Raw genomic sequence first — 17,610 nt, forward strand, 5'->3', positions numbered from 1 at the left:
GGTGGTCTCTTTGCGATCTGTGATCGATCAGTGGCGGCAGCCCCGGTGCGTCACCGACGTACAGCAACTCACTAACTGGCGACGCTCTCGGCGTGCGCGTCACCGCTTCGCAACGGCGCGTAGCGGCGGGCGGGTTCCCACCATGGGTTGTCCCGCACGCTATACAGCATCGTGCGTTCTCCTGGCGCCCGGCCGACGTACTCGATGAACTTCGCGGCTCGCAGCCGGCGGATGAGTGGCCGGACGACGCTGTCGATCAAACGGGTACCCTCGACGATGTCCTTTGGGGCGAGTGCCTCGTTCTCCCGGCCGCCGCGTACGACGCCGACGGGCAGGCCCGCGACGGCGCGTGGGTAGCCGAGGTCACCGGGCTGCTCGACCTGAGCTCGTGGCCTGCGGGCATGCGGGTCATCGTCCGCAAGGAACGCCCCCACCCCGGCGCGCAGCTGCGGATCACCGACCCGGACAGGCACCGGATGACCGCATTCGCCACCAACACCACCGGCGGACAGGCTGCCCGACCTTGAACTGCGGCACCGCCGCGGCGCCCGCGCAGAGGACCGCATCCGCTGCGCGAAGGCACCGGCCTGACCAACCAGCCACTGTACGAGTTCGCGCAGAACCGCAGCATCTGGGGCGCCATCGTGTCCCTGGCGTGCGAGATCACCGCGTGGATGCAGTTGCTCGCCCTGGCCGGTCACCAGGCCCGACGGTGGGAACCGAAACGGTTGCGGTTGCGGCTGTTCAGCATCGCCGGCAAGCTCGCCGCTACCGGGCGAACGGTTACCATGCGACTGTCCGCGCACGCCCCGTGGAGCCGTCTGCTCACCGACGCGGTCACCGCGCTGCGCACACTGCACGCCCCGACGAAGCCAGATCCGCCACTGTCCCAACAACCTGGCACGTCCGGCCCGTGGTGCCCACCCGAGTAACTCGGGCGATCAGTCGCGCCGCTGCTGCACAGTCACCAATCACAACCGGCCGACAAGGCCCGGACGCTCACCCCGGGCTAGCTCAATGGTCCACCCCATCCCGACGATAATCGGCTCCGGGTCCGTGGAACCGGCGCTCACTCGAGCGACCTCGGGAGATCAATCGCACCCCTCTCGCAACATCACTGGCACAAGCGAGTCGACAGGGCCCCGACCCTCATCAACTACTGAGGACGAGAGATCCGGGCTAGGCTTCATAACGCTCGATCCTGCGACGTCGAACCTCTCATGAGAAATGGGACTCGCTTGCGATGAAGATCGCCATCCTCGACGACTACGACGACACGCTGCGCACGCTGGACTGCTTCACGAAGCTGTCGGGCCACGACGTCGAGGTCTGGAACGATCACGTGCAGGGCGTCGAGGCGCTCGCAGAGCGATTGCGTGAGACTGAAGCACTCGTGCTCATTCGCGAGCGCACCGAGATTCGCGCGCCACTCCTGCGTCGGCTGCCGAAGCTCCGCCTCATCAGCCAGCGCAGCGTGTACCCGCACATCGATGTCGACGCCTGCACGGAGCTCGGCGTGGTCGTTTCGTCGAGCATGCACCCGGGGACGCCGTCGTACGCCGCGGCGGAGCTCACCTGGGCGCTGGTGCTCGCGGCAATGCGTCGGCTTCCGCGGCAGGTCGCCGCCCTCAAGGCGGGTACGTGGCAGGTCGGCGTCGGCCACACGCTCCGCGGGAAGACGCTCGGCGTCTACGGCTACGGCAGGATCGGCGGCGTGGTCGCAGGGTACGGGGACGCGTTCGGGATGAACGTGTGGGTGTGGGGGCGCAGCAGCTCGCGCGAGCGGGCGCGGAGCGACGGCCGCACGGTGGCGCCCAGCAAGGAGGCCTTCTTCTCGGAGTGCGACGTGATCTCGCTCCACTTGCGCCTCGTCGACGCGACCCGCGGCATTGTCACGGCGGGCGACCTCGCCCGGATGAAGCCGACAGCGCTGCTCGTCAACACGAGTCGAGCGCCGCTCATCGAGCCCGGCGCCTTGGTCGCCGCGCTGAAGAGCGGACGTCCGGGAATGGCGGCGGTCGACGTCTACGAGGAAGAGCCCGTGCTCGACCCGCGGCATCCGCTGCTCGCCATGGAGAACGTCGTGTGCACGCCCCACATCGGCTATGTCACGCGTGACGAGTTCGAGGTGCAGTTCTCGGACGTATTCGATCAGATCGTGGCGTACGCGGCGGGCACGCCGATCAACGTCGTGAATCCGAGCGTGCTGAGGCGCGACTCCGCCCACCGTTAGCTCCCAAGTCCTTTCCACTCGATCCAAGGCCGACAGGCCCGGTAGCGTGCACCACCTTCGGTACCACGACCTTGCTAAGCTCGCGAACGCAGCCGACGGCGGCGTGGCGGGCAACGCGTGGGCGACCTGCCTGAGCGGACCGATGAGCAAGCCCGACCAGATCCGACCGGCCACCGGAGCCGATGCGGAGCCCAACCACGAATACCTGCGGCACCCCGAGAGCGAACGGATGGAGCTTTCCGTCCGCAACGTGGCGGCGGTTGCCGGCTTTCACCTCGAGGTCGCGCCGAGCAGTGCGATCGATGCGTTTACCGCCCGTACGCGTACGTGGCCGGAGCGAGAGCTCTTACCGAGCCGACCGAGCCCGAACGGCGAGCGTCGATGACTACCGTCGGGGACATTGGTCGAGGCCCGTCCTATCCTGACGCCGCCTCGGAGCGATCCGGCGGCCTGCATCACGGGGTGCGTAGCATCAGGGCAGCGGAAAGGGGACGTGGTGCTCTACATGGTGATCGAGACGTATGCACAGGGCCCGGGGCCCGTCTATGCTCGTGCTTCTGAGTTAGGTCGCATGCTGCCGCCTAGCCTCGCGTACTTGGGGAGCTGGGTGGAGGCGCACGGCCTCAATCGCTGCTTCCAACTCATGGAAACCGAGGAGCCGAGCGTCTTCGAGAAGTGGATCGCCAACTGGGCCGAGCAGGTGTAGGAATCTGCCACTTGCCATGGAATCCGACCCGATAATTCGTTGACAAGAACCGTGGATTCACGGGTTCAGCCGCCAAGTTGAGGTGGAACCTATCCGGCCACCTCGTCGGCGAACGCGGCCGGGTCGACGTCGACCGTGGCGTCCTCCACCGGAATGATGCTGGCGTCGGGTGCGGCCTCCGTCGGGGTCGGCGACACCTGGGCGACCTCTGATGGGGTCGGGTCGGGATTCGGCACGGGGCCGACGCATGCCGTGAGCTCGAGCAGGCCGGAGATGGCGAGCAGCGTTGCTGCACCGAGGGTTCGGGTCACGTGTCGGAATCTATCGGCTCATCGGCTGTGCATGATCGAGCGACTGATCATGGTTCCGTCACGGGCCTTGGTTCAATCCATCGACGCCGCATCGGGCGGCGATCAGGCGGTGACGCCGCCGCGCACCCACGCCTCGACCTCGTCGGCCGTGCGCGGGATGCCCGCCGAGAGGTTCTCGGCGCCGTCGGCCGTCACGAGGATGTCGTCCTCGATGCGCACCCCGATGCCGCGGAACTCCGCAGGCACGGTGAGGTCGTCGGGCTGGAAGTACAGGCCCGGCTCGATCGTGAAGATCATGCCCGGCTCCTGCACGCCGTCCATGTACATCGAGCGCCGCGCCTGGGCGCAGTCGTGCACGTCGAGTCCCAGGTGGTGGCTCGTGCCGTGCACCATGTAGCGGCGGTGGAACTGGTTGTCGGGCTGGAGCGACTCCTCCGCGGAGACGGGCAGGAAGCCCCACTCGGCGGTCTTCCGTGCGATGACCTCCATCGCTGCGGCGTGCACGTCGCGGAAGATCGCACCGGGCTTCACGACCGCGAACGCGGCATCCGCGGCCTCGAGGACGGCCTCGTAGACCTGGCGCTGCACCTCGGAGAACGTGCCGCTCACCGGGAACGTGCGCGTGATGTCGGCGGTGTAGTAGCTGTCGCGCTCGACACCGGCGTCGAGCAGCACGAGGTCGCCGGGCACGACGGGGCCGTCGTTGCGGGTCCAGTGCAGGATCGTCGCGTGCGGGCCGGCGGCGGCGATCGAGTCGTAGCCGACGTCGTTGCCGTCGAGGCGCGCGCGCGTGGCGAACACGCCTTCGATCACCCGCTCCCCGCGCACCTCGGCGGTGATGCGCGGAAGCTCCTCGAGCACCTCGGTGAAGCCGCGCTGCGTCGCGTCGATCGCGGCGCGCATCTCGGCGATCTCGTACTCGTCCTTCACGAGGCGCAGCTCGGAGACCACTCGGGCGAGCTCGGCGTCGGGCTCGTGCTCGGCGTTCACCTCGAGCGAGAACGGGGCGTCCGTCGCATTCGTCGAGAGGGCCTCCTCGGCGGCGAAGCGGATGCGAGCGTGGTCGACCTGCTCGGTGATGGCGGGGTCGGCCTCGCGCAGCACTATCGTGGCCGTGTCGACCGAGCGGACCAAGTGCTCGAAGTCCTCGATGCCGCGGGTCTCGATCGCGAGGTCGGCCGCGACGTGGGCGAGCGACGGGCGGGCGCCGATCCAGAACTCGCCGATGGCGGGGTTCGCGTAGAACTCCTCGGAGTCACGCCCGGCGCGCTCGCGGAAGTACACCGTGGCGGTGTGGCCGTCGCCGTTCGGCTCCAGGACGAGCACTGCGCCGGGCTCCGAGTCCGACCCCCAGCCCGTGAGGTGCGCGAACGCGGAGTGGGCCCGGTACGGGTAGTCGGTGTCGTTCGAGCGCTGCTTCATGTCCCCCGCGGGCACGATCAGTCGAACCCCGGTGAACGCGGCCGACACGCGCTCGCGCCGCGCCGCGGCGAACGCGGCCTGCCCGCGCGCGGATGGGAGCGTCTCGTCGCGCGCCGCCCAGCCGCTGCCGATGAACGCCTTGAAGCCCTCGGACCCGGGCGTCGTCGAGCGATTCTCGTTGCGACCGGACTCCTCGGACGCGAGGGGAGCTGTGGTCGTGGTGGTGTCGCTCGTGTCGGCCATGCCGTCCATTCTCGCACCGTCGGCAACTCGGGCCGGCCCCCGGATCACCCCGCGGGGGAGAGCGTGGCGACGACCGGCCGGTGGTCGCTGCCCGCGTCGTCGAGCTCGCCGACGACGCGGAAGGCGTCGACCTGCCAGCCCGGGGTGGCGAGCACGTGGTCGATCGGGCTGCCGAGGAGCTCGGGCAGGTCGGTCGGCCAGGTGCCGAGCCCGCCGGCACCGGCCTGCACCGCGGCATCCCGGCATCGGCCGAGGTCGCCGCCGTCGATGCCGCGCCCGGCGAAGTGGTCGACGGTGGCGTTGAAGTCGCCGGCGATGATCACGTTCTCGCCGGCGCACTGCTCGGCGAGCCAGTCGAGGTCGCTGCGCCAGTTGCGCAGCTCCCACCTGATCGGCGCCACCGCGTGCACCGCGACGATGCGCGGCCCGTCGCCGTCGACCGGCTCGGCGACGATCGACGGCAGCGTGTTCGTGTTGCCGGGAGGCCCCGGGGCCAGCGCCGAGACGACCTCGTAGTCGCCGAGGCCGGGCGAGATGAGGATCGTCGTCGAGCGCGCCTTCGCGATGTCGTCGAAGGCCACGGTGTGCACCCACATCGGGCTGCCGCCGTCGCGCATGGCGATCGCCACCTCCTCGCCGAGCGGCTCGGTGGTCTCGGGGAGCACGACGACGTCGGCGCCCTCCTCGAGTGCGAGGCCCGCGATCGTCGCGGCCTCCGGCACCTCGCCGAGGGTGTTCCAGGACAGGATGGTGACGGATGCCGCGTCGGGTGCGACCTCCGACCCGCCGGTGCCGCGCGCGGCGATCACGGCGACGTTGCCGGCCGCGAAGAGCGCCAGCACGAGCGACATCGCGATGCCGAACGTGCGGGTGGCGCGTGGGATGGCGACGAACGCGAGTGCGACCGCGGCCACCGTCCCGCAGACGGCGGCGGCCCCGCGCAGCGCCACGACGTGCGCGGCCACCCACTGGTTCTGCAGCCCGAAGGCCTGCGGCCACAGCAGCACGGCGGCGACGAGTGCGGTGCCGAGCACAACGGCCCAGCCAAGGATGCGGGGGAGCATTCCACCCACCCTAGGCGAGGCCCGGCGGGTCAGGCCGAGGCTCCGCCGCCGATCCGCTGGGAGTCGTCGGTGAGGACGCCGGAACGGATGCCGCGACTAGCATGAGGGAATGCCCGGAGCCCTCGCCGCCGTCGGCGAAGCCGACCTGCACGCGCACTCGACGGTCTCCGACGGAACGGAGAGCCCCGCGACGCTGATGGCGCAGGCGGCCGTTGCCGGGCTCTGGGGAATCGCCCTCACCGACCACGATTCCACGAGCGGCTGGGCGGAGGCCGCGGCCGCGGTGCCCGAGACGGGGGTCGTGCTCATCCCGGGCATGGAGCTGTCGACGCGCGAGGGCTTCATGAGCGTGCACATGCTCGCGTACCTCGTCGACCCGCTCGACGAGGGCCTGATCGCCGAGACCGCCCGCATCCGGGAGTCGCGCATGACGCGCGCGGAGGAGATCGTGCGCCGCATCGGCCGCGACTACGACCTCAGCTGGGACGACGTGCTCGCCCAGACGACCGAGGGCGCCACCATCGGACGCCCGCACATCGCCGATGCGCTCGTCGCGCGCGGCCACGTGTCGACCCGATCGGCGGCCTTCGCCGGCATCCTGCACCCGCGCGCCGGGTACGCGCAGCCGCACTACGCCCCCGATCCGCTCACGGGCGTGCGGCTCATCCGTTCGGCCGGCGGCGTGCCGGTGCTTGCGCACCCCGGAACGCGCGGCGCGGAACGCGTGATCTCACCCGAGCGACTCGCGAGGCTCGTCGACGCCGGGCTGTTCGGCCTCGAGATCGACCACCCCGAGAACCGGCCCGACGCCAGGGCGCGGCTTCGCGAGCTCGCGCTCCGGTTCGGGCTGGCCACGACGGGCTCGAGCGACTACCACGGCACGGGCAAGCCGAACCGGCTCGGCGAGAGCCGGACCGCGCCCGACGTGGTCGAGCGCATCATCGCCGAGGGACGCGGCGCGGCACCCGTGCTGCCGTAGCACTGCGGATGCCGCACCGCCCTTCGTGGCGCTGCGCTCGTCAGGCCTGCGGCGAGGCGCCGCCGGTGCGCGGGCCGCGACCGCGACGGCGCCGGCGCGGGGCGGCGTTTCCGTCGTGGTGCTCATGACCCTTGCCGTCGTGGGTGCCCGTGCCGGGTTCCTTCGTCGTCGACTCGACGGCGCCCGACTCCGCGGACGCGGCAGCACCGGCACTCACGACCGGCGCGGATGCCTGGCCGGCGGCTGGTGCGCCGCCGCGAGTACGGTTGCGCGTGCGCGTGCGGGGAGCGCGGTCGGATGCGGCATCCGATCGGCCCTCGCTGCGGCCCGCGGTGCTCGAGCGCGTGGGCGCCAGCGCCGCGGCCGGCTTCAGGCGGCCCTTGGTGCCCGCAGGGATGTCGAGGTCGTGGAACAGGTGCGGGCTCGACGAGTACGTCTCGGTCGGCTCGGGCTGGCCGAACTCGAGGGCCCGGTTGATGAGCGCCCACTTGTGCAGGTCGTCCCAGTCCACGAACGTCACGGCGATGCCGGTCTTGCCGGCGCGGCCGGTACGGCCGGCGCGGTGCAGGTAGGTCTTGTCGTCGTCGGGGATGGTGTGGTTGATCACGTGGGTGACGTCGTCGACGTCGATGCCGCGCGCCGCGACATCCGTGGCGATCAGCACGTCCTTCTTGCCGGCCTTGAACGCAGCCATGGCCCGCTCGCGCTGGTCCTGGTTGAGGTCGCCGTGCACGGCCGCGGCGTTGAAGCCGCGATCGTTGAGCTCCTCGACGAGCTTGGCGGCCGCACGCTTGGTGCGCGTGAAGATGATCGTCTTGCCGCGGCCCTCGGACTGCAGGATGCGGGAGATGACCTCGTCCTTGTCGAGCGAGTGCGCCCGGTAGACGAGGTGCTTGATGTTCGCCTGCGTGAGGCCCTCGTCGGGATCGGTGGCCCTGATGTGGATGGGACGCGTCATGAACCGGCGCGCGAGCGCGACGATCGGGCCGGGCATCGTGGCCGAGAAGAGCATGGTGTGGCGCACGGGCGGCGTCTGCGCGAAGAGCTTCTCGATGTCGGCGAGGAAGCCGAGGTCGAGCATCTTGTCGGCCTCGTCGAGCACCATCTCGCTCACGTTCTTGAGCGACAGGATGCGCTGCGAGGCGAGGTCGAGGAGGCGCCCGGGGGTGCCGACCACGATCTGCGCGCCGGCCTTGAGCTGCTCGATCTGGCCTTCGTACGCCTTGCCGCCGTAGATCGACACGACCTTCGTGGGCCGGTTCGAGGTGGCGAGCTCGAGGTCCTCGGTCACCTGCACGCACAGTTCGCGCGTGGGCACGACGACCAGCGCCTTGACGCCGCCCTCGGGGTCGTCGCCGAGGCGCTGGATGAGGGGGAGGCCGAAGCCGAAGGTCTTGCCGGTGCCGGTCTTGGCCTGGCCGATGATGTCCTGCCCGGAGAGGGCGAGGGGGATGGTCTGCTCTTGGATGGGGAAGGCATCGACGATGCCCTTCCCGGCGAGGGCGTCGACGATGTCGGACGCGACGCCGAGGTCACTGAAAGTGGTCAATATTCTGCCTGTCGGTGTTGCGGGAAGGAGGTGCGCCCTGCTTCGACCTCAGGCGCACGGCCGCGGATCCATCGCCCGCGTGCCCCTCCAGCCTATCGGAGTGAGCCTGAGAGCCTCGGATAGGCTGTGTCCGTGGTGTTCTGGACGAATCGGCGGGGGGCCCGCCCCGAGGCGCCGCGTCTGCGCCCCCGCGTCGCGCCGACCGGGCTCGCGAAGGTCGACTTCACCGAGCTGGTGCCCGAACCGGTGCCCTTCCTCGGTCAGGCGGCCTACATCCAGCTCGAGTTCTTCGAGGGTCTCGCGAAGGCTGTGGCCACCGCGCCCACGCTGCCGTCGAAGGAGGGGCTGAGCGCCGCTGCGGGCGTCGCCCTGCGCAAGCATCACTCCCTCATCGCCGAGCTCCGCCGCCTCGGCGTCGAGCCCGACGACGTGATGGCACCGTTCGCGCCCGCGACCGACCGCTTCCGCCAGGCGAGTGCGGGCGCCGACTGGTACGAGCTGCTGCTCGGCATCCACGTCACCGCCGGCATGCTCGACGGCTACTTCTCGCGCCTCGCAGAGGGGCTGCCGGTGGAGCTCGGCTCGCGCGTGCGCGCCATCCTCGGTGAGGAGGGCGCCGCGGTCGTGCTGGAGTCCGAGCTGCGCGCGGCGATCAATGCGGATCCGACGCTCGCCGACCGGCTCGCACTCTGGGGGCGTGCCCTCGTCGGCGACACGCTCCTCATCGCGCGGTCGGCGCTTCGCGCATCCGAGGCACCCGGTACGGCGGGCGCCGACGAGGTGGAGCCCGTGTTCACCGAGCTCATCGTCGACCACACCCGCCGCATGGACGCGCTCGGCCTCACGGCCTGATCTGCGGCCGCGCCGGTCGGACTAGGCCTTGCCGGCGCCGGCGCCGGGGCGCGCGAGCCGCTCGAAGAGCTCGGCGTCGCCGTGCTCCCTGCGGGGGCCGATGAACAGCACGGATGCCACGGACGCGAGACCGGCGGCGACGAGCGACACGACCCAGATCCAGGCGCCGTCCCATGGCCAGCCGAGCCAGGTGAGCCCCACCCACACGACGGCGGCGACGCCGGCGCCGATGGCCGGGACGAGCGCACTGCCGTACGTGTGCCGGCGCGGCAACGAATAGCGGGCCGCGAGGCCGAGGATCGCCCCGCCGAGCACGACGAAGAGGAGCTCCATCGTCAGGCGACGAATCCGACGCGGCGGGACTCCTCCGAGCCGATCTCGACATACGCGAGTGCCGCCGACGGCACCACGAAGACGGTGCCCTTGTCGTCGGTGAGCTTGAGGTGCGGGGTCTGCCCGGCCAGGGCCGCCGCGACGGCCTGCTCCACCTCCGCCGCCGGCTGCGAGGTCTCGAATGAGAGTTCACGGGGGGAGTTCTGGATGCCGATGCGAACGTCCACGGTGCGCCTTTCTGCTCTTGCTGAAACCCTACGACACCGGCCACGCCGGGCCGTACCCGTTCACTGTCGGCGGAACGCGTTAGCGTTCAGGCATGCCCGGCACCGCGACCCTCCTCCACCCCGTCGCGACCCTCGTCGTCGGCGGGCACGCGGCGGTGTTCGGAGCCCCGGGCAGCGGCAAGACCAGGCTCGTCGTCGACCTCGTGGCCGATCGAGTCGAGCGTCTCGGCTACACCACCGACGAGGTGCTCGTGCTGTCGGCGACGCGCGCCGCGGCCACCCTGCTCCGAGACGAGCTGGCCGTGCGGCTGGGCGTCACGACGCGCGGCCCGCTGGCCCGCACCGCCAACTCGCTCGCATTCCAGCTCGTGCGCGCCTACACGGGCGAGCCGGTGACGCTGCTCACCGGCGCCGAGCACGACCAGATCGTCGGCGAACTCCTCGAGGGCGGCATCCGCGACGGCTTCGGGCCCCACTGGCCCGACCCGCTGACACCCGAGGTGCGTGCCCTGCGCGGCTTCCGCTCCGAACTCCGCGACGTCATGATGCGCGCGGTCGAGCACGGGGTCGACGCCGGCTCGCTGGCCCGACTCGGCGAACGCGCAGGCCGGCCCGAGTGGGTGGCCGCCGCGGGGTTCCTCGCCGAGTACGCCGAGGTGAAGGAGCAGCTGCGTCCCACGCAGTTCGACTCCGCCGAGCTCGGAGCGTTCGCCGCGGCGATCGTGCGGCGCAGCACGGCCGACCCCGCGGCCTCCGCGGCGCTCGGCGCCCTCGCCGGGCTCCGTCTGCTCGTCGTCGACGATGCGCAGGAGGCCACCGAGGCGACCGCGGCGTTGCTCGGCGCGTTCGCCGCCAGGGGCGTCGCGATCGTCGCGTTCGGCGATCCCGATGTCGCGAGCAACGGGTTCCGCGGCGGCCGTCCAGAGCTGCTCGGCTCGCTCGCGACGGTGCTCGAGGGCGCGCCGGTGCGACGTCTCGACCTCGCCGAGGTGCATCGGGGCAGGGCGGCGATCCGCGAGCTCGTCCGCTCGGTCACCGCGCACATCGGCACTGCGCTGGGCGGCACGCATCGGCAGGCGCAGCTGGCCGGCGCCGACGAGGTCGAGGCCGTCGAGGCCCGCGACCGCACCGACGCGCTCGCGCCGGTGCTCGGCATCGAGGCGCCATCGCACGCAGCGGAGTGCCAGGCGGTCGCGGGCCTCCTGCGCGAGCGCCACCTCCTCGACGACGTGCCGTGGTCGTCGATGGCCGTCGTCCTGCGCTCGGGCGCCGACGTTCCCGCATTCGAGCGCGGACTCGCGCTCGCCGACGTGCCGACCGCCGGCGACGCCGCGCGCACGGCGCTCCGCGACGCGCCCGCGGCGGCGGCGCTGCTCTCGGCCGCGTCGCTCGTGCTCGGTCGCGAGGCGCTCACGACCGAGCTCGCCGTGGGCCTGCTGACCGGCCCGCTCGGGCGGCTCGATGGCGTCGGGCTCCGCCGCCTCCGGCTCGCGCTCCGGCACGAGGAACTCGCTGCGGGCGGCGCCCGGTCGGGCGACGAGCTCCTGGTCGACGCGCTCTCCGCCCCGGGCGGATTCGAGACCGTGGATGCCGCGCCCGGTCGCCGCGCCGCACGGCTCGCGAAGCTGCTCGACACGGCGCGTGGCGTCGCCGCGGCGGGCGGCACCATCGAGGAGCTGCTCTGGTCGCTGTGGGAGGGCAGCGGACTCGCGACCGAGTGGGGCGCGCAGGCGCACGGCACCGGGGTGCTCGCCGAGGAGGCGAACCGGGCGCTCGATGCCGCGGTCGCCCTGTTCGCGGCCGCGACCCGGTACGTCGAGCGCGAGCCCGACGCCCCTGCCGCGCGGTTCGTCGACGAGGTGCTGGCCAGCGAGCTGCCCGAGGACTCCCTCGCACCCAGGCGCAGCGCCGAGACGGTGCTCGTCACCACGCCTCCTGCGCTGATCGGCCGCGAGTTCGACGTCGTCGTGGTCGCCGGCCTGCAGGACGGCGTCTGGCCGAACCTGCGGCCACGGGGCACGCTGCTGCACGCCGGTCTCCTGCCCCGCGTGGTGCAGGCCGCCCGTACCGGTGCCCCCCTGCCGGCCCCCGAGACGGCGTCCGAGTCGCGCAGTTCGGTGCGCGGCGACGAGCTGCGCCTCTTCGCCCTCGCGGCATCTCGCGCACGCCGGCAGCTCGTGCTCAGCTGCACCGCGAACGACGACGAGCAGCCGTCGATGCTCATGGGATACGCGGCGGAGCGGGTCCGCCCACGCCGCCGACCCCTCCATCTCCGCGGCCTCGTCGGCGCGCTCCGCCGCGAGGTCGTCGCGACCGCCGACACCGAGGCGGCCGCTGCACTGGCGCTCCTCGCCGAGGAGGGCGTGCCCGGCGCGCACCCCGACCACTGGTACGGGCTCTCCGAGCCGTCGACGACCGCCCCGCTCGTCGACCTCGACGCCGATCCAGAGGCACTCGTCGCGGTCTCACCATCGCAGATCGACCGTGCAGGGGAATCGCCCCTCGGATGGTTCATCGACCACGTGGCGTCGCCGCCGTCGGGCATCGCCGCGTCGATCGGCACGCTCGTGCATGCGGTCGTGGAAGAGGCGGGTACCCGCACCGACGGCGACACGAGCGTCGAGACGCTGTGGGCCGCCGTCGAGGAGCGGTGGCGTGAGTTGCGATTCGAGGCGGGGTGGGTCGCCGAGCGCGAGCGGCGCGGCGCGCGGCGCATGACCGAGGGTGCGGCGGACTACCTCACGAACTTCCAGGACGACGGCAAGGTGCTGCTCGGCGCGGAGGGGCGCTTCACGCTCGTGGTCGATCGCGTGCGCCTCACCGGCACGATCGACCGGGTCGAGGCGTCTCCCGACGGCACCACCGTGATCGTCGACCTGAAGACCGGACGCACGCCGCCCTCAGCAGAGCAGACCGCGCAGCATCCGCAGCTCGCGGCCTACCAGCTCGCCGCACGCTCGGGCCAGGTGCCGAACGCGGGATCCCTCGGGGGCGCGAAGCTCGTCTACGTCGCGAGGCCGGTGCGCGGCCTCGCGTTCACGGAACGGGCGCAGCAGCCGTTCGACGACGACGATGCTGCGGCGTTCCGCGAACGGCTCGCGACGATCGCCCGCACCATGTCGGGCAACGAGTTCGACGGCCCGGGCGAGCTCGGGTTCCGCTCGCGCTTCGGCGCGTGGCAGTACCGCGTGCATCTCGTGCCGGCGGTGTCGTCGTGACCGCGCCGATCAGTGCCGCCGAGATCGCGGCGCGGCTCGGACTGCACGCGCCCACGGCCGAGCAGCGAGACGTCATCGAAGCCGATCCGCACGGCGCGAGCATCGTCGTGGCGGGTGCCGGCAGCGGCAAGACCGAGACGATGGCGAACCGCGTCGTCTGGCTCCTCGCCAACGGCCACGTCGCCGTGCCCGAGGTGCTCGGCCTCACGTTCACCCGCAAGGCCGCCGGCGAGCTGGCCGACCGGGTGCGCGAGCGGGTCGGCCAGCTCGTCGCGGAGGGTATCGCGGAGGTCGAGCTCGACCCGTTGGAATCGGCCGCGGTCGGCACCTACAACGCGTTCGCGAGTGCGATCTACCGCGAGCATGCGATGCTCATCGGGCGCGAACCCGACGCCTCGGTGCTCGGCGAGGCATCCGCGTGGCTGCTCGCGAGGTCGGTCGCGAGCGCATCCGCCGACCCGCGACTCGTCGAGCTCGACGCCTCACTCGACCGCGTCACCGGCGCCGCGCTCGCCCTCAGCCGCGCGCTCGCCGAGAACGTCGCCGACAGCCGCGACGTGCGCGCGTTCGCTCGCGACTTCCTGGCCATGGAGGGGCTGCCGATCGAGGCGCCGCGCAAGCGCACCGACTTCACGACGTTCACCGACGCGCTCGGCGTCGTCGGCGCGCTCCCGCCGATGCTCGACCTCGCCGACGCCTACGCGGCCGCGAAGCGCGAGCGCGGCCTCGTCGAGTTCTCCGACCAGGTCGCCCTGGCGCTCGCGATCTGCGAGCGGCATCCCGAGGTGGTCGCCGCACATCGCGAGCGAGCGCGCACGGTGCTCCTCGACGAGTACCAGGACACCAGCGTCGTGCAGACCCGGCTGCTCGCCACGCTCTTCCGCGGCCACTCGGTCATGGCCGTCGGCGACCCCGACCAGTCGATCTACGGATGGCGCGGGGCGAGCGCGGCGAACCTCGCGCGCTTCTCGCACGACTTCGCCGAGGTGGCAGCCGGCGTCTACGACCTCTCGACGAGCTGGCGGAACCCGGGCGTCGTGCTCGACGCCGCGAACGCTGTCATCGAGCCGCTCGATGCCGGCATCCCGAAAGCGCCCCTCTCACCATCGCCGTTCGCCGGCACCGGCCGCGTCGACACCGCATGGGCCGAGACCATCGAGGAGGAGGCCGACGTGGTCGCCCGCTGGTTCGCGCAGCGGCTCGGCGCCGCCGGCGACCGCACCGCGCGAAGCGGTGCCCTGCTCTGCCGCACCTTCGCGAACGTGGGCGTGTTCACCACTGCCCTCCGCACGCACGGCGTTCCCGTGCACGTGCTGGGCATCGCGGGCTTGCTCGACCAGCCGGTGATCGCCGACCTCGTCTGCGTGCTGCGCGTGCTGCACGACCCCACGGCCGGGTCCGAGCTCGTGCGCGTGCTCGGCGGGGCGCGCTGGCGCATCGGGCCGGCCGACCTCGCCGCGCTCAACGGCCTTGCCAGGTGGCTCGCCGACCGCGACCTCGGCAGCCATCGGCTCGACGACGGCGTCCGGCAGGGCCTGCGCGCGTCCATCGCGCCCGACGAGTCGCCGTCGATCGTCGATGCGCTCGATTTCCTCCTCACCGCCCCCGACGGGCATTCCGCGCTGCGCGGCTTCACCGAGATCGGACTCGGTCGGATGCGACGCGCCGGTGCGCAGTTGCAGTCGCTTCGGCGCCGCGCGGGCCTCGGCCTCGTCGACTTCGTGCACCTCGTAGAGCAGGAACTGCTGCTCGACGTCGAGGTCGCCGCCAACGCGGCCCAGCCGCTCGGCGCGCCGAGCCTCGAGGCGTTCGACGAGCTGCTCGCCGGATTCGCCGACGTCGCGGAACATCCGACCCTCGGCGCCTTCCTCGGCTGGCTCACCGAGGCGGAGCAGCGCGACCGGCTCGCCCCCCGGCAGGACGAGCCCGAACCGGGCGCCGTGCAGGTGCTGTCGATCCACGGGTCGAAGGGCCTCGAGTGGGACGTCGTGGCCATCCCGCGTCTCGTCGAGGAGGAGCTGCCGTCGAAGCCCCGCTCCACAAGGGGGTGGCTCGCATTCGGGGAGCTGCCCAACGACTTCAAGGGCGATCGCGACGAGCTGCCGGAGCTGCAATGGCGCGGCGTGCAGAGCCAGGCCGAGTTCGACGAGGCGGTGCGCGCGTTCGCGGAGGAGAACCGCGAACGCCACGCCGAGGAGGAGCGCAGGCTCGCCTACGTCGCACTCACGCGAACCCGCGACGAGCTCCTGCTCACGGGGTCGTGGTGGGCGTCGCAGAAGTCGCCGCGCAAGCCGAGCCCCTTCCTCCGCGAGCTGGCGCAAGCCGGCATCGTCCCCGTCGACGCGCTTCCCTCCGCGCCGGCCGAACCCGAGAACCCGCGAGCCGGGCATGCCGAACGCCAGCGCTGGCCGCTCGACCCGCTCGGCGCGCGGCGCGGCGCCGTGCATCGGGCGGCCGATGCGGTGCGTACCGCCGCAGAGCGCCCGAGCGGCGCCGGCATCGGACCGAGGCTGGCCGACGAGTTGCGGCTGCTCCTCGAAGACCGCAGGCGACGGTTCGAGGGGCCGGGCACGCGAGCGATCCCCGCGCGCGTGCCGGCCTCCCGGTTCAAGGACTACGTCGACGATCCCGCCGCCGTCGCAGAGCAGCTCCGGCGCCCGATGCCCCAGCGCCCGTACCGCGCCACGCGCATCGGCACGTTGTTCCACGCCTGGGTCGAACATCGCGCCACGGGCGAGGGCGAGGCGGCCGCGATCGACGACGCATGGCTCGACGGCGACACGTCCTCCGCCGGCGCAGCGCTCGACGGCGAGCTGTCATCGGATGCCACGACCGAACGATTGCGTATCCTGCAGGCGACGTTCGAGGCCTCCGAGTGGGGCGGCCGCAAGCCCATCGCGGTCGAGCTCGAGCTGCACCTGCCCATCGACGAGCACGTGTTCGTGTGCAAGCTCGATGCCGTGTACGAGGTGCCGCCCGGCGGGGAGCTCGCCGCTCGCGGCATCCGTCACCAGGTGGTCGACTGGAAGACGGGCAAGGCGCCCCGCGACGAGCGCGACCTCGAGCTGAAGCAGACGCAGCTCGCGCTCTACCGCCTGGCGTATGCGAAGTGGGCGGGTGTCGAGCCCGAGAGCGTCGACGCGGTGTTCTACTTCGTGGAGGACGACCGCGTCGTCCGCCCTGATCGCCTCTACGACGAGGCGGCGTTGCGCCGCTCGTGGGCGTCGGTCGCGGCGCCTGCGCCTTCCGTCCCGGTGGTCGGCTGAGGGTCGTCGCCGGTCGGAGGTGCCGCGTCGCCCCAGTCGCTGAGGTCGAGCGGGATGGGGGCGGTGGCATCCATCGGCAGCGGCGGACGCTCGCCCGCCTCCCGCCGCTCGAGCTCGGAGAAGTCGTAGCTGTCCGTCAGCAGCATGCCGCCTTCGCGGGGCAGTCGGTTGCGCGGAGTGTCGTCGAGCATGCGCTCGACGTCGCCGACCGTGAGGATCGGACCGGTCTCGGGTGACAGCGGTTCGCTCGAGCGGTCGTGCACGCTCGCGGCGAGCCCGTCGAGCAATGAGACGGCGTCGTCGACGATCGCCCGGTCGTGCTGCTCGATGCCGTGCAGGAGCCAGCGCGCGAGCTCGAGCTCCCCGTAGAGCAGTGCCCGCTGCGGGAGGTGCTCGTCGGAGGCGCCGCCGCGGCCCTCGAGGTACGCGTCGAGCGCGACCTCCGCGGACGCGCCGCGCGAGGTCAGCAGCCAGTGCAGGTCACGCGCCGGGTCGCCGACCGCGAGCGCCGACCAACCGACGATCGCGCTCACGACGTCGCCCTCGACGAGGATCGAGTCCGCGGTGAGGGCGCCGTTGACCACGGTCGGACGGAACCGCCAGAGCGACTCGTCGTCGGTCGCCTGCTCCCATCGACGCAGGATCGCGGCGGGGAGGTGGCCGGTGTCGGCGGCGCGGCCGATCACCTCGACGGCCCCGTCGCGTGCATCGTCGGCCGACTCCCGGGGAAGCCCGGCGTCGCCGACGAACCCGCTCGGCAGCGTGTGCACGGCCGCGATCGCGCTGCCGACCGCGGTTGCGCGCGCCGGATGCTCGGTGAGCTCGTCGGCCGTCTGCACCGCACCGGGGAGGAACTCCGTGACGATCGCCCGAGTGCCGTCGATGGGCGCCTGACCGACGAAGCCGGGCACCCGGAACGGCAGGCGGGAGCGGATGCCGGGCGTCATCGCGCGGATCGCGACGAGATCGGCGGACTGCTCCGTCTCCGCGCTCTGCGATCGGGGAGCGCGGATGACGAGGCGGCGGCCGTCGACGGAATGGAGCTCGACGGCGTCGTACCCCCCGTTGCTGCGGCGCGTATGCGTCCGGGCCGCGCGCACCTCGAGTCCGGGCACCGCCGCCGTGGCCAACGCGGCTAGAGTGAGAGGGGGTCTGGCCATGGGCACAGCTTAAGCAGGCGAATCCGCCGCGCGGGCGACCGCCACGC

The 17,610-nt window shown here is 72.1% G+C and carries 14 protein-coding genes and 1 pseudogene; 8 read left to right on the forward strand and 7 right to left on the reverse strand.

Annotated elements, in window-relative coordinates:
• Positions 1–314 precede the first annotated feature (314 nt).
• The 4 genes and pseudogenes from ASG80_RS23200 to ASG80_RS24245 form a co-directional block, all read left to right on the forward strand.
• A pseudogene (locus ASG80_RS23200) lies at positions 315–932 on the forward strand (transposase); the annotation flags it as partial.
• Positions 933–1,243: 311 nt separating this feature from the next.
• Positions 1,244–2,233, forward strand: coding sequence for a D-2-hydroxyacid dehydrogenase family protein (locus tag ASG80_RS20580; RefSeq protein WP_056734234.1), 990 nt, complete (start codon positions 1,244–1,246; stop codon positions 2,231–2,233).
• A 142-nt stretch (positions 2,234–2,375) separates the two neighbouring features.
• Positions 2,376–2,618 (forward strand): hypothetical protein, encoded by a 243-nt coding sequence (locus tag ASG80_RS20585; protein WP_156401992.1) that lies wholly within the window; start codon positions 2,376–2,378, stop codon positions 2,616–2,618.
• A 120-nt stretch (positions 2,619–2,738) separates the two neighbouring features.
• Positions 2,739–2,939, forward strand: a complete 201-nt coding sequence (locus ASG80_RS24245; RefSeq protein WP_056734330.1) for a DUF3303 domain-containing protein — start codon at positions 2,739–2,741, stop codon at positions 2,937–2,939.
• Between the two features lie 89 nt (positions 2,940–3,028).
• Here the strand turns inward: ASG80_RS24245 and ASG80_RS20595 are convergent, their stop codons facing one another.
• The 3 genes from ASG80_RS20595 to ASG80_RS20605 form a co-directional block, all read right to left on the reverse strand.
• Complete coding sequence (locus ASG80_RS20595) at positions 3,029–3,250, reverse strand: hypothetical protein (protein ID WP_056734239.1); 222 nt, start codon at positions 3,248–3,250, stop codon at positions 3,029–3,031.
• Between the two features lie 102 nt (positions 3,251–3,352).
• The gene (locus tag ASG80_RS20600; protein ID WP_082590810.1) at positions 3,353–4,915 is read right to left on the reverse strand and encodes an aminopeptidase P family protein; all 1,563 of its coding nucleotides are present in this window, start codon (positions 4,913–4,915) and stop codon (positions 3,353–3,355) included.
• Positions 4,916–4,959: 44 nt separating this feature from the next.
• Positions 4,960–5,979: an endonuclease/exonuclease/phosphatase family protein gene (locus tag ASG80_RS20605; protein WP_056734244.1), complete on the reverse strand. Its 1,020-nt coding sequence runs from the start codon at positions 5,977–5,979 to the stop codon at positions 4,960–4,962.
• A 109-nt stretch (positions 5,980–6,088) separates the two neighbouring features.
• Here ASG80_RS20605 and ASG80_RS20610 point away from each other — a divergent pair, with 109 nt between their 5' ends.
• Complete coding sequence (locus ASG80_RS20610; RefSeq protein WP_056734246.1) at positions 6,089–6,958, forward strand: PHP domain-containing protein; 870 nt, start codon at positions 6,089–6,091, stop codon at positions 6,956–6,958.
• 40 nt (positions 6,959–6,998) lie between these two features.
• On the opposite strand, the gene ASG80_RS20615 is transcribed toward ASG80_RS20610, so the two are convergent.
• Positions 6,999–8,507 carry a DEAD/DEAH box helicase gene (locus ASG80_RS20615; RefSeq protein WP_056734248.1) on the reverse strand — a complete coding sequence of 503 codons (1,509 nt, stop codon included), beginning with the start codon at positions 8,505–8,507 and terminating at the stop codon, positions 6,999–7,001.
• A gap of 132 nt (positions 8,508–8,639) precedes the next feature.
• On the opposite strand from ASG80_RS20615, the gene ASG80_RS20620 reads away from it, so the two are divergent.
• Complete coding sequence (locus tag ASG80_RS20620; protein ID WP_082590811.1) at positions 8,640–9,359, forward strand: ferritin-like fold-containing protein; 720 nt, start codon at positions 8,640–8,642, stop codon at positions 9,357–9,359.
• Between the two features lie 21 nt (positions 9,360–9,380).
• On the opposite strand, the gene ASG80_RS20625 is transcribed toward ASG80_RS20620, so the two are convergent.
• Positions 9,381–9,692, reverse strand: a complete 312-nt coding sequence (locus ASG80_RS20625; protein WP_056734250.1) for a hypothetical protein — start codon at positions 9,690–9,692, stop codon at positions 9,381–9,383.
• A gap of 2 nt (positions 9,693–9,694) precedes the next feature.
• On the reverse strand, positions 9,695–9,919 hold the full coding sequence (locus ASG80_RS20630) for a DUF3107 domain-containing protein (protein WP_056734255.1): 225 nt from the start codon (positions 9,917–9,919) through the stop codon (positions 9,695–9,697).
• Between the two features lie 92 nt (positions 9,920–10,011).
• Between ASG80_RS20630 and ASG80_RS20635 the strand changes: the two genes are divergently transcribed.
• Both ASG80_RS20635 and ASG80_RS20640 read left to right on the forward strand, forming a co-directional pair.
• A complete protein-coding gene (locus ASG80_RS20635) occupies positions 10,012–13,137 on the forward strand; it encodes a UrvD/REP family ATP-dependent DNA helicase (RefSeq protein ID WP_056734257.1) in 3,126 nt (1,041 codons plus the stop codon).
• On the forward strand, positions 13,134–16,403 hold the full coding sequence (locus ASG80_RS20640) for an ATP-dependent DNA helicase (RefSeq protein WP_200952646.1): 3,270 nt from the start codon (positions 13,134–13,136) through the stop codon (positions 16,401–16,403). The genes ASG80_RS20635 and ASG80_RS20640 overlap by 4 nt, the downstream gene beginning before the upstream one ends.
• Here the strand turns inward: ASG80_RS20640 and ASG80_RS20645 are convergent.
• The gene (locus ASG80_RS20645) at positions 16,328–17,563 is read right to left on the reverse strand and encodes a phosphotransferase (RefSeq protein WP_082590793.1); all 1,236 of its coding nucleotides are present in this window, start codon (positions 17,561–17,563) and stop codon (positions 16,328–16,330) included. The genes ASG80_RS20640 and ASG80_RS20645 overlap by 76 nt on opposite strands.
• Positions 17,564–17,610: the final 47 nt, after the last annotated feature.

The organism is Agromyces sp. Soil535, from assembly GCF_001428255.1.
Taxonomy (GTDB): Bacteria; Actinomycetota; Actinomycetes; order Actinomycetales; family Microbacteriaceae; genus Agromyces.

Excerpts from the sequence above, each read along its gene's own strand:
- ASG80_RS20580 (WP_056734234.1), top strand. The coding sequence starts at position 1,244 with ATGAAGATCGCCATCCTCGACGACTACGACGACACGCTGCGCACGCTG.
- ASG80_RS20585 (WP_156401992.1), top strand. The coding sequence starts at position 2,376 with ATGAGCAAGCCCGACCAGATCCGACCGGCCACCGGAGCCGATGCGGAG.
- ASG80_RS24245 (WP_056734330.1), top strand. The coding sequence starts at position 2,739 with ATGGTGATCGAGACGTATGCACAGGGCCCGGGGCCCGTCTATGCTCGT.
- ASG80_RS20600 (WP_082590810.1), bottom strand. The coding sequence starts at position 4,915 with ATGGCCGACACGAGCGACACCACCACGACCACAGCTCCCCTCGCGTCC.
- ASG80_RS20605 (WP_056734244.1), bottom strand. The coding sequence starts at position 5,979 with ATGCTCCCCCGCATCCTTGGCTGGGCCGTTGTGCTCGGCACCGCACTC.
- ASG80_RS20610 (WP_056734246.1), top strand. The coding sequence starts at position 6,089 with ATGCCCGGAGCCCTCGCCGCCGTCGGCGAAGCCGACCTGCACGCGCAC.
- ASG80_RS20625 (WP_056734250.1), bottom strand. The coding sequence starts at position 9,692 with ATGGAGCTCCTCTTCGTCGTGCTCGGCGGGGCGATCCTCGGCCTCGCG.
- ASG80_RS20635 (WP_056734257.1), top strand. The coding sequence starts at position 10,012 with ATGCCCGGCACCGCGACCCTCCTCCACCCCGTCGCGACCCTCGTCGTC.
- ASG80_RS20645 (WP_082590793.1), bottom strand. The coding sequence starts at position 17,563 with ATGGCCAGACCCCCTCTCACTCTAGCCGCGTTGGCCACGGCGGCGGTG.